Annotated in this window: 19 protein-coding genes and 1 pseudogene; all 20 read right to left on the bottom strand. The window is 48.1% G+C overall.

The genetic code is table 11. The annotated features are described in order from the left end of the window. Positions 1–74: 74 nt before the first annotated feature. Positions 75–548, bottom strand: a complete 474-nt coding sequence (locus tag DFQ01_RS25400) for a DUF1572 family protein (RefSeq protein ID WP_110046755.1) — start codon at positions 546–548, stop codon at positions 75–77. Between the two features lie 37 nt (positions 549–585). Continuing rightward, on the bottom strand, positions 586–1,107 hold the full coding sequence (locus DFQ01_RS25395; protein WP_110046754.1) for a GNAT family N-acetyltransferase: 522 nt from the start codon (positions 1,105–1,107) through the stop codon (positions 586–588). Positions 1,108–1,121: 14 nt separating this feature from the next. Continuing rightward, positions 1,122–1,316 (bottom strand): hypothetical protein, encoded by a 195-nt coding sequence (locus DFQ01_RS25390; protein WP_110046753.1) that lies wholly within the window; start codon positions 1,314–1,316, stop codon positions 1,122–1,124. 19 nt (positions 1,317–1,335) lie between these two features. Beyond that, complete coding sequence (locus tag DFQ01_RS25385) at positions 1,336–1,890, bottom strand: GNAT family N-acetyltransferase (RefSeq protein WP_110046752.1); 555 nt, start codon at positions 1,888–1,890, stop codon at positions 1,336–1,338. A gap of 6 nt (positions 1,891–1,896) precedes the next feature. Continuing rightward, positions 1,897–2,265: a glyoxalase superfamily protein gene (locus DFQ01_RS25380; protein ID WP_110046751.1), complete on the bottom strand. Its 369-nt coding sequence runs from the start codon at positions 2,263–2,265 to the stop codon at positions 1,897–1,899. An 85-nt stretch (positions 2,266–2,350) separates the two neighbouring features. Further along, entirely contained in the window at positions 2,351–2,785 is a 435-nt protein-coding gene (locus DFQ01_RS25375; RefSeq protein ID WP_110046750.1) for a GNAT family N-acetyltransferase, read from the bottom strand. Between the two features lie 27 nt (positions 2,786–2,812). Beyond that, entirely contained in the window at positions 2,813–3,328 is a 516-nt protein-coding gene (locus DFQ01_RS25370) for a hypothetical protein (protein WP_110046749.1), read from the bottom strand. 47 nt (positions 3,329–3,375) lie between these two features. Continuing rightward, positions 3,376–3,744 (bottom strand): avidin-fold protein, encoded by a 369-nt coding sequence (locus DFQ01_RS25365; RefSeq protein WP_110046748.1) that lies wholly within the window; start codon positions 3,742–3,744, stop codon positions 3,376–3,378. An 18-nt stretch (positions 3,745–3,762) separates the two neighbouring features. Beyond that, positions 3,763–4,515, bottom strand: coding sequence for a DUF4269 domain-containing protein (locus DFQ01_RS25360; RefSeq protein ID WP_245946882.1), 753 nt, complete (start codon positions 4,513–4,515; stop codon positions 3,763–3,765). 49 nt (positions 4,516–4,564) lie between these two features. After that, complete coding sequence (locus DFQ01_RS25355; protein ID WP_110046747.1) at positions 4,565–5,104, bottom strand: NUDIX hydrolase; 540 nt, start codon at positions 5,102–5,104, stop codon at positions 4,565–4,567. Between the two features lie 18 nt (positions 5,105–5,122). Then, positions 5,123–5,854: a GH25 family lysozyme gene (locus DFQ01_RS25350; RefSeq protein ID WP_110046746.1), complete on the bottom strand. Its 732-nt coding sequence runs from the start codon at positions 5,852–5,854 to the stop codon at positions 5,123–5,125. A 23-nt stretch (positions 5,855–5,877) separates the two neighbouring features. Further along, positions 5,878–6,587 (bottom strand): annotated as a pseudogene (locus DFQ01_RS25345) (class I SAM-dependent methyltransferase). Between the two features lie 104 nt (positions 6,588–6,691). Next, complete coding sequence (locus DFQ01_RS25340) at positions 6,692–7,033, bottom strand: HIT family protein (RefSeq protein ID WP_245946881.1); 342 nt, start codon at positions 7,031–7,033, stop codon at positions 6,692–6,694. Between the two features lie 101 nt (positions 7,034–7,134). Continuing rightward, on the bottom strand, positions 7,135–7,563 hold the full coding sequence (locus DFQ01_RS25335; protein ID WP_110046744.1) for a hypothetical protein: 429 nt from the start codon (positions 7,561–7,563) through the stop codon (positions 7,135–7,137). 12 nt (positions 7,564–7,575) lie between these two features. Next, on the bottom strand, positions 7,576–8,235 hold the full coding sequence (locus DFQ01_RS25330; protein WP_110046743.1) for a hypothetical protein: 660 nt from the start codon (positions 8,233–8,235) through the stop codon (positions 7,576–7,578). Between the two features lie 33 nt (positions 8,236–8,268). After that, entirely contained in the window at positions 8,269–8,874 is a 606-nt protein-coding gene (gene purN / locus DFQ01_RS25325; protein WP_217490333.1) for a phosphoribosylglycinamide formyltransferase, read from the bottom strand. Between the two features lie 51 nt (positions 8,875–8,925). Continuing rightward, positions 8,926–9,468, bottom strand: a complete 543-nt coding sequence (locus DFQ01_RS25320) for a YfiT family bacillithiol transferase (protein ID WP_110046741.1) — start codon at positions 9,466–9,468, stop codon at positions 8,926–8,928. 43 nt (positions 9,469–9,511) lie between these two features. Further along, entirely contained in the window at positions 9,512–9,853 is a 342-nt protein-coding gene (locus DFQ01_RS25315; protein WP_110046740.1) for a hypothetical protein, read from the bottom strand. A 27-nt stretch (positions 9,854–9,880) separates the two neighbouring features. After that, positions 9,881–10,441 carry a DEAD/DEAH box helicase family protein gene (locus DFQ01_RS25310; protein WP_110046739.1) on the bottom strand — a complete coding sequence of 187 codons (561 nt, stop codon included), beginning with the start codon at positions 10,439–10,441 and terminating at the stop codon, positions 9,881–9,883. A 24-nt stretch (positions 10,442–10,465) separates the two neighbouring features. Beyond that, positions 10,466–11,278, bottom strand: a complete 813-nt coding sequence (locus DFQ01_RS25305; protein ID WP_110046738.1) for an aminoglycoside adenylyltransferase domain-containing protein — start codon at positions 11,276–11,278, stop codon at positions 10,466–10,468. Between the last annotated feature and the right edge of the window lie 10 nt (positions 11,279–11,288).

Genomic DNA, 11,288 nt, shown 5'->3' with positions numbered 1-11,288 from the left:
TTTAGAAATATCAGAATACTTATTTTAAATAAAACCCTTATTAAAGGGTTCTAGATTGCACGCTGTACTCTGTATTAGATGGAGGTTGAAGCGTACGATTCATTCAGACACATTTTTGCAATGTAAAAGATTTGCCCCATATGCTCAGAGTAGTGGACGGCGCATTGGTGCAGCATATCCAGATTCGTACGTTCTTTCGCCCGAACGGTCTGCGTCCGAGCCAGGTCTGCTTCTGTGAGTCCCTTAACGGTCTCGATGAGGAACCCGAAACGCTCCTCGACGATCGAGAGCAGCTCTTCCTTCGTAAGCGGATTTGGCACGAAATCCAGTGCACGGTCACGCACGACATCCCGCAGCAAAATCCCTTTCTCCACCCGCTCCTTCATGTTGCCGATTATATGACGGATCAGCGTAGCGATGCTGTGACTTTCATCACTCGGCCTCCAATTCAGCTGTTCATCGTTCAATTGCGAAATCGCTTTCAACAAGCGGCGGCGGATCTCCTCGAACTTCGCAGCCAGCCAAGTCTGATTAAATGTATGATCCATACAGATTTCCTCCTCTATTCCAAGCCTCTCAACCATTCTAGTTTGGTTCAAGCGTACGCGACCGAAACACCTGCACCGGCCCGTGCCACCGCTCATCCTCTAGCATTTGCTGCTCATACGAGCCGCCTGTGTACGCTTCAAGCACTTGATTCCAGAAGTAGTTAGCCGGTAAATTGCTCTTCGTCTGTCTCAATTCCCATGTGCCGGGGAACCGATCAAACAACTCGAACGCAGCCTGCCTGCCGTAGCCCTGTCCTCTGAACTTACGCATAATGAAATAATCGCCAATTACATTCGTCCGCTCCGCCTCGCTGAGCTTGACCAACTTGCGGGGAACATCAAGCATGACAAGCGCGAAGCCCGCAATCTCGCCATTGATCCGGAATAAGCAAGGACGACGGTACTCGTCCGTCCACTGATGGTCCAGATATTTGTACATATACAACCCATGCTCATTGAGCGCATGTCCATCGAACTCACTAGAATCATAGCGGTACAGCTGAATAAGCTGGGACAAAATATTTTTGTCATGATACGGGATAAGTGTTACTTCCAACATGTGCGAAACAGCTCCTATCGGCGACGAGTCGGTCTCCACAGCTTGCCCTTGTGCAAGATGAGGTCAGAGATGATAACCGCTACGATAAACATGGCAACATACGTTAGAAAATGATGCGAGTGAAACACATAAGTCGGAACAATCCAGAAGCAAATCAATGCAATGACCAGGTTCACCAGAAACGACCAGCGCTTCAATCGGTTATACATCGCGGCTGCACCTCTTCTATTAAGAATCTAGGGGCTGATTGCGCTCAATTAGCCAGCAATCCCTCATCTCGCCTTCGTGCCATTCGTGGGATTCGAGCAGCTTCACGCGATTGAACCGGCATTTGTCATACACGCGCAGTGCTCTCGTATTCCATGTTTGCGGATCCATGATGACCTTTGCTGCTTCCTTCTCACGGAACAAATATTGCACCGTCGCTTGAACCAACTTCGTACCAACTCCACGATTCCAGAACCTCGGCTCGCCGATGAATTGATCCATGCCATAGATGTCACCGACGACATCCTGGTAGCCGTACTCCTCTCTATCCTCATCATCAAGTGGATAGAACTGAATATATCCGATCGCTTCTTCCTCGAATTCCACGATACAGCGAACTTCTTCGTCATCATCTCCTCGATAGAAGTGCTCCATCACGAGCGCATGATCATGCGGCCTGTCCCTGCCTTCATAGAATTCGAGTACAACCGGGTCGGACAACCAACGCACCAGCAACTGGGCGTCATCAAGCTCTAATCGCCTTACTGTCAGCTGATCTTGCTGGTACAGGACCATGTCTAATCACTCCGTCATTGGTTCGTAGAGAATAATTCGATTGCCAAACGGGTCTGTTATACTAATCTCTCTGCTGCCCCACGGCATGCTCTCCAGACCTGGACGCGCGTATTTGTACTTTTTATCCGAAATCTCCTTATACAGTTCATCGATCCCTTCAACTTCAATACGAATCGCTGCGCCTGGGAGACAGTCGCCGTAATGCTCACTGATGTGAAGGAGGATCTTCCCTCGCGACACCTGCATATACAGTGGAAAATCCGCCTCGAACCGATGCTCCCAATCGATCTTGAATCCGAGAAAATCAATATAAAATTCCTTCGCCTTGCTTTCGTCCAGCATGCGCAGAATAGGTACAATCGTGTTCAGCTGCATAGATTGCTCAACCTCCTGATCGATCGAATAGTCGATAGGTTCATTATCAGATACGGAAGCTTTACTGTCACTATCTGGATGCGATTTACTTATGCCTCTTCACGAACCGATAGCCTGTAATCTCGAACCCTAGCTTCTTATACATTTCGTGCGCAGCCTTCCGTTCCTCCTTAATGCCACTCGTGAGGTACAAGATATTGGAACCATTACGAATTGACCAGTCCTCGACATAATGGATAAGCTGTTTGCCGATGCCCTGCCCCTGCAGCTCCTTCTTCACGACAAGCGCAGAAATATACGTTACGACATCATCCACCTCATAGTTAGTCGAGATGCGAATGCCGATCATTCCAACAACTTGTCCATCCTGCTCCGCAACGAACGTATGATAGAACGGATTGGATGCGATGACATCCATCCTTCGCTGCATCTCATCAACCGTAGTTGGATACCCTAGATCCTCCATTAAATCTGCAACAGCCGCCAGATCGGCTGGCTCATAAGCACGAACGATTGCCATGTGTAAGTTCCTCCTTTATTCAGTCTATTAATAGTCTCGGTTTCTCAAATCTTCATCTCGAAAAAAGACTGTGAATGACTCTACCTGCTCGTAACCTTGCAGCAGGATGACGTATTCGCCATTCTCAAAGCTGTATCCTTGATCAAAGGTTTCCGAATAATTCTGATCCAAGAAAGCAGCCTCCGCTTTCTTTATTGCATCACCTTTCTTAATTCCATATAGAGAACAATCCGATCCGTAGCACTCGACCGCATCTACACGACCGAACATCAAGCTATTCTTATCCGTAGGAATGCTGATTCGGATGCCGTAATCCTTATAATCACGTCCATGCCCGCCGAAGCCTTCCATATACTCTCCCTCACCTAACTTAGCAACTACTTCATCCTCCGTTTGATGGAACCGCACTCCTGCGGCATCTAAATGCTGATTAAGATGCTTATACGTCTCGTGATGCTCTACACGTGAGATAACCAGATACAGCAACGCTATGAACAAGGAAGCCGCGACGAACACCGTTAATCTTACTTGTGTATTGCTCAACGACCGAACACCTCCGTTATGTATGGCAATCGGTTGCTGCCTATTTTTTATATTTCTTCAATGATCGAATGTCCTCTAGAACGATCCTTACAAGTCCACTCCCATTGCTCATGCATGCGAAGCTTGCCATTCGATAGCAGCTCAGGTGTAGACTTGCATATGCCAGTCATTAATTCGCCCTGCTCATTGTGGTGATGATACCTCATATCGAGTGCACCTGTGTCATCAACGATTGCAATCAGATGCCCCTTCAAGATGCCGCCACCTGAATACTCTGCCCAAACCGTCCGCCCCTGCTGAAAATAAGGAAAGACCGTATCATCGTTCACTTCACCATTCGCGGTGTTGCTGACCGTACGAAACCGTCTTTCATTATAGTCGATCCCAAGTTGTGACGTTCGATTCAACTCCTGCATATCTCGCCCTTCTAGCTATTAGCTCCAAGGCAGCCGATCAGTAAATTTGTCCCTCAGCTCTTCATCGGTCCAATCTGCGAGCTTAAGCAGAGCGGCATATGGATCGCCTTCGAGCTGAAGCAAGCTTGCGAAGGCAGGCTCAGTCTTCATCCCTTCAAGCTTTCGAGCAATGACGGCTTGCCGCAAAGGCTCTCCGAATAAATTGAGCAGCCGATCCTCAATGATCATATGAACGAAACCGTTCTGTTCTTGTGTCGGTTTATTTTGACCAAAGAGCTCAATTGGCCACCCTTCAATCGTGAAGTTCGCCTTGACCCGCTCTATCCCATCTACGATACGCCTCGTAATGGTAAATCCACTGTAATGTTCAAAGTGTTCTTTAACCACTCGTTCAAATGCTGTGAAATGCTGCACGTTACAAATAATGTCCAAGTCGCTGGATGGGATTTCAATGAAGATCGGCACGGTACCGACAAGAATGGGATCATATTCATGGAGAATGTCGAACACCTTATGAGCCCTTAACAAATGAAAAACTTCGGCCTGCAGCATGCTGCCATGCTGCAAATAATTAAGATCGGTCCAATCATGGAACTCTTCTACTTCGTCCTGAACCGGTGGCGGGGAGCTATTGATTTTGTCCTGCGTCAGGGCTTTCAGCAGGTCTTTGATCTCCCCTATATCCCGTGCCATACGGGAGTTGTTTATCGCCCCTTTAATGATTGAATATAACAAATAGTAGCCGATAAACGTTACGATTAACCAAATCACTATTATCGTATCGATCACCTTTCTTTACTTGTTACAAAATGTGCTGCTTTCAGCTCATCGATCCAGCGGCTATCATTGTCTCGACGGCCGAATGGACATCCTCGAACTCCACCTGCTCGTCGAGTGCCAGAAATTGCTGTTTGAGCAGTTTCCCTTCGCTATAGAAGCACCGATATTCGTAACAACCTGGATCGAATAACAGCTTCTCTAGACTTTCCGGTATGTTAGCAGCAAGACCTACGTTCTTCGGATGCAAGATCCACTGCAGCTCTTTCCAGTCCAAGATACCTTCGTCCGTCTTAATCGGCGTTTCGTACGTGTAGTCTTCAGGCAGTTCCGCCACATAGGTGTACATTCCACCCGTCATTGCACCATCGACCACCCACGTAACGATGCCTTTGAACTGGATCAAATCTAGTACAATCCCAGTCTCCTCCGCCACTTCCCGAAGAATACCTTCCCTTGGCGTTTCATTCGGTTCGAGCTTACCGCCAACACCGTTCCACGCCCCCATCCAGCTGGCTTTCTCGCGATTCAACAGTAGTACTTTACTTCCTTGTCTTATAAAACAAATGGTGTATTTGATCATTGATGTAAGTGCTCCTCATTAAATCTCTTCACTTGTAGAGTTGAATTTTGCTGCAAAATCGTTCTTGCTCCCGTGGAACACATTCGTATCCACATACCCGTCAATGCCTGCGATTCTCGCTCGATGATTATACTGCCAGAACGTCCATTCCCGATCACGTCTGAGCGTCGGGTATTTGATAATATCCATGATCCAAATCTCGTAACCCTCGAAATGATCAGCTATATAAGTATTAAACGTATCATAAGTCACATACAGGATCGGCCTTTGGTTATAAAAAGCTTCGAGCTTCTCGCACAGCTGCGTCAGTTGCTGTCTGATCCCGTCCGCATCCTTATCCAAGGCAATCTCAATGTCGATCACTGGTGGAAGACTATCTTCTTCCTTGGGAACGACCTCTATGTAATGCTCTGCTTGATCAACTCCAGCGCTCTGCGTGGTGAAGAAGTGATAAGCGCCTCGCTTCAAGCCGACGCGCTTCGCTCCTTCCCAATTCCCCGAGAACTGTTCATCCGTCATATCCATGCCTTCGGTTGCTTTGATGTAAGCGAACTGCCACTTCGAATCGGCGCTCACACGATCCCAATCTACCATACCTTGAAAGTGCGAGACATCAATCCCCTTCACCTCATATCGCAGTGCGAACAAGCTGTTATGCCAGATCACACCGCGGTATTCCAACGCGCCTAGAACGAGGAGAATCAATAGAATGATGCTGGTCTTCGTATATTTTAACCGCTTCTTGAACATGATTCTATTATTCTCCTCCACTATTACTTACTAGGCTTATTCGCCACATACGTAATACAATTCGTCATCAATGAGACCGGGGCGCCGCCCCGGTCGATCGCATATTCCAACGGTTTAACCAAACGCTGCTTGATGTCCCAGTCAGCGTATTCGGTATCCAGCAGATGAAGCATCCGATCCGTTGACAGATTGATCTCGAACATCGGGTCCAGCTCAACATTCGTCTCTACCGTAACCTCACGGATGCTGGAACCGATAATCATACAATTCACACCAGACGGCTTCGTACCCGCCGCCATCTCTTGGAGCTTGCGCTGTAAGGCAAGCTCCGAGCTCGATGCTCGAGAGAGGACACTGCGACGATGAAATCATAGGCCTCAGGCTCGATGTCAAAATGCTCAATGTCCGACAGCCTTGCATCCATATAGTGCAGTACATTGTACTGTTCGCTGTACGCAAGCAGCTTGTCGATGGCTGACTGCAGAAGGTCTACACATACAACCTTGCCGTTCCTGCCTACCAGTGACTGCGCAATTGGAATGCTGTTGCGTCCGATGCCGGACCCTAGGTCCAGCACGTTCATCTGATCATAATCAGTGAACTGCTCGAGTTGATCCAGCACGGTCTTGACTGGTTTATGCAGCCAGGAGCCCGGCTCGAACAGGCTGCAGCTGTCATAACAAGCATCGTGATACCGCTTCTCTTCTTGACGTATATGTTCTACGCGATTCATATGCGGTGCTCCAAACTCCATTATTTTTTACGACGGGATCGTAGGGCTATTAGTTTTCTGCCAACAGCAACTACGACAGCATATAGAATGAAAAGTGCTAACTGCTACGGCGTCACAGGACGGATATTGTCTTGGCTTTTGAACCAGTGCCGAATGCCCTTCCCTGCGAATGGCTCGTCTGCGAACCTTGGGATGACATGAAGATGCGCGTGGAAAATATGCTGTCCGCCAACGCTGCCTGTGTTCCAACCGACATTGTACCCATCAGGCTGATACTCGGCATCAAGCACCGTTTTAACCTCTTGCAGCAATGCTAACGTGTCCAGCCACTCTTCTTCGGTCAGATCAAATACGGTCTCACGATGCTGTTTCGGAATAATGATTCCTGAACCGATGATCTCCGGCTCCTTCAATTGCAAATACATGCAAGTTTCATTGTCCATCATAATGTGCTGGTGCTCCAACGTAATATAACAATACTCACAACACATGAATGACCTCTCCCTTATCTATAAACGTATCCCTCTTGTGGGGTATAGCAATCTACTTATGCCTCTTCATGTTTGTCGATTATTTGCCATTGCCAATGATGCAGCTTGACCTTAAGTCGGATTGGCACATTAGATGAGCCGTAACTGGACAATCCCGTATCCGGATCGATACCTACGAATGTATAGTTGACCCATACCGTACCTCGTACGAAAGAATGAAACCCGCTGCCGATGCTCAAACGGAATTGGACAGCATCTTCATCCTTGCTCAGTGGATAAGCCCCGCGCCGAAAAAACTTTCGTAACGCATCATCGGTCACACGATAGTCGTCTATCATTGTCTGATCCTGATCAGGATGTAAATAGAGTGTGCGAATGGTGCTCTTTACACTTGCGATCATCCTTACATCGATTGCGATATAGACAAGAAGCAGCACGACCAACCCAGCGATAAAGATGCGGATCTTTCTCCGCTTCCGGTTCATGATATTCCTCACTTAGAACAACACATATTTTACGATGTCGAAGTACTTGCCTATTACAGGTACGAGCAGAAACAAAGATAACATACCTACGCTAATCACGAGTCGTTTATCCAGTCGTGCCGTCTCCAGCAAGAAATAAATGAGAGCTGTTCCTCCACCGACTATCCAATAAATGAACAGTTCTGAATCTCTGTACGTATCGGTCAAGTATGGGAATAGCAAACCTCCAAGTGCATACAGGATGCCTTGAGCCCCTCTCTTCTGTGCGAAGCTGGCATACTGTGCAATGAGATCAACCAATACCGAGCAGGCAACGCCATACGTAGAAGTAATGAGCAGTATTGCAATTCCTATGTAAGATCCATAAAGAAAAGCTCCTGCACCTGCAAGCATGCTGAGCACAAGCGAGCACGCCAATGTACAGATTAAGCTCGCCCCTGCCGCAGAGAATGCTTTACGAAGGACATAGTAAACCACTTTATGCTCAAGAAACGCAGGAAATTCGAAGCTCTTCTCATCCTCTATTTGCTTCTGCTCATGCTCATAACCACAGCTCCAGCAATACGCTGGATAATCCGCATGGCTGCAGTCCTCACACAGTGACTTGCTGCACTCGGTACATTGCTTCATGGATACTCGATCTTCATGATAGGCGCAGTTTATGTTGTTCATGTTCCACCTCGATTGCTGCTGTGCTATCTCATTTCAGCCGATGGTGATCGCTTGATTCGCAATTCGAATGAGTGTCTCGACTAGAAACTCATGTTCACGCTTCAGCACACGTGCGCTCAAGCTGTCGACGGTATCATTGTCCTCAACCGGGACCGTACATTGGCTAATGATAGCTCCTGTATCGTATTCCCCATCGACTAGATGAATCGTAACACCCGTCTGACGTTCGCCGCTGCGCAGCACCGCTTCATGGACGTGACGTCCATACATCCCATGTCCGCCATGCTTCGGAAGCAGAGACGGATGAATGTTGATGATTCGACCCGCATAGGCATCCAGCGTCGCTGGACCTAGCCGCTTCATGTAACCAACTAGCATCAAGTAATCAATCTCATGCCTCTTAAGTGTCTCTAGGATTTGCAGATCGAGTATCTCTGGCTCTGGATGTGTAACCGAAGAATAATGATAGGCTGGCATCCCGAAGGTGCGGGCTCGCTCCATCGCGGTAGACGTAGAATTGTTCGAGATTAGCACGGCCGGCCATGCATTCAGGCGCCCATCTGAAACCGCGTCCAGAATTGCCTGCATATTGGAGCCGCCATGCGAAGACATAAAGCCAAGCCTCAATTGTTTCATCATGGATTCCCCTAACAAGAATTTTTGCTCATCTGCTGCTGCGATGGATATACCTTAATTTGTTCGCCAGCCCTTCCTCTCTATCAGTAACTGAATTTGTGCCATATGATGCCGATTGTGCCAGACCAACCGCTGAACAGCGGTATCAATCGTAATGATGCCGAGAAGTCCGGTTTGCAACTTTCGCTGAAATTGATCTTCACTTAAACGACTCAGAAGAATGACTAGTCGTTTGTGCAGCGCTTCCAGCAAAGTGATAGACAACTCAATCGGTGCATCGCTATAGTCGCTAAGTTCAGCGAACAAATCTTCTCGATAGGAAGAAGCAGCAGGCTGATCCTCTGTGAGCGCCCTCCTGAGCCGTAGGCAGGCATTCGTGTCGTTGTCCGCCAAATGGTGGATAATCTGTTGAATGCACCAACCCTCTGGACGATACGGCACTTTCAGCTGCTCAGGGGTAAGATCTCGTACGAGGTCCCGCAGTTCGTCGGTCAATCCTGCGATTTGATGGATCAGCTGCCGACGATCTTGTAAGGTGGGGGCTAAATTGGGCTCAAATTGGCCAATGGGATAACGTAATGCATCTACTACTATCATGATCTCACCTCCTTCATAAAAACATTGGGTTGTAGTAAACCCTTCAATGCTGATCCGTATCGGAGTAACTCTTCTTCCTCGCAGCACTCCCCCCTTCTAACGCTTCTCGCAGCTCCTTGATCTGCCTTGCCATCGAAGACATATCATCCTCTGCGTCCTGCGCGACCTTCCGAAGTACGATGCCGAGTATAAGGAAGAAGATCGACAGGACGAAGAATACCACGGTCCATAACGTCCACAGAAAATGATTCGAATTAACAATGTTATACTGAATAATCTCTTGAAGATCGCTGAGCGAGTAGGCAATGACTGTGATGAGCAGACTCAAGCTGCTCAGCGTGAAGAACACCTTGTACATGCGATTCGATCGTTCAAAATAAGGCAATCGCGCTTCCCCCTTCGCCTGACGATATTACAGCTGGAATCGCTCCTTCACGATCACTGCAACCTGCTCGGGTGAAAGGTTGCTGTTGTTTATTCTTATGTAGTTCTCCAGATCGAATTCTCCTTCGAAAGAATTCAATCGATGCTTCTCCATTGTTTTAACTAAATCGTTTTCTGAGAAAGTGATGTCACGCTTAGTCGGCTTATGCGCCAATCGATGAGGGCTGCGATTACGGACGAGCCGCTCTTCCACATTCGCTTCCAGCTCCACAAAGAACGTCTCTGCACCATTGGATTCGAACAACTCCCGAATTTCCCGAATATAATTCCAATCGTCCTCAAGATCGAGCGCCCATACGAATGTGAAGATAAGTCCCGGCAGATCGCTCTTCGCCACTTCCTCGAATATCGCCTGTCGGAATTGACGAACGAGCCGTTTACCCGGCGCCGTACTGTAGCTGAAGAATGGGGACACAAGCTCGATGGTCATGTGATTGTGGAACAGCTTGAGCGGCGTGATACGTTCCAGCTCCTGTCCAACCGTCATTTTGCCAACAGCCTGCGGTCCGAATAGGATCACTAGCTTCATCTGACTCCCTCCCCTTCTTCCTTATCACGGAAACATGTCATTGCATGCCTTCAGCATGAAGTGCATATACGCGATCGCATCGGCTTTGCGCTGCTTTCTTGAGGTATAAAGCGAGGTGCCGCCGCCTCGACGTATTCGAATGGATTCATGCAAAATCGGATGCCATTGCGCCGGCACATGCTCCAACGCATACTCACCTGCTCTAGCTTTACTGGTTACCTGCCCCTCGCGGAAGGTATACCACAATCGGGTAATGCCAAGGACACCCCACTCCATCTCAGACCCTCTCAGCCATACGAGGTAGGAGTAGAGTCGACGTGGATCAGATGCTTTGAGTATCCAGTTCGCCCAATAAGTATTGAGGTTAAGGTGCATGTTACGGATGAACCGCTGCATGTCGATTTCTAGACCCAACTCTTCAATTGCAGGACCAACCAGCCGAATGCCATGATGCTTCAATTCGTACCAAGTCACGAGGTTCAGTTCAAAATAGCCCGCCCGCTTCAGCTTGCCATCCGAATAATAAGGAAACGGCTCAATGTCATCTTGCAGCTTTCCTAAGTCAGCCCAAGTGACATAAATGCCTCCCATTCGAGACTTCGGATATCGCTTCTCCACTTCCTTGTGTACGTTCATGACGTGCAAATATTGATAGTCCGTCAGCCGAGCCTCCGTGATAGCAATGAAATCAATATCGCTGCAATGGACGTAATAATCACCGAGCGCAATTGAACCATACAGGTAGAAGCCTTGAATAAGCTCGACCTGCCGCTCATTGATTCGTTCCAAATAGTAGGCAAGCATCTCATCAACGATTGAAGGTAAAGCTTCGGTCATGCTGCGCACC

The sequence above is a fragment of the Paenibacillus cellulosilyticus genome (genome assembly GCF_003182255.1).
In the GTDB taxonomy this organism is placed as follows: Bacteria; Bacillota; Bacilli; order Paenibacillales; family Paenibacillaceae; genus Paenibacillus_T; species Paenibacillus_T cellulosilyticus.
The sequence above is the reverse complement of the archived record's forward strand: the minus strand, read 5'-3'. Positions and strand labels throughout refer to the sequence as shown.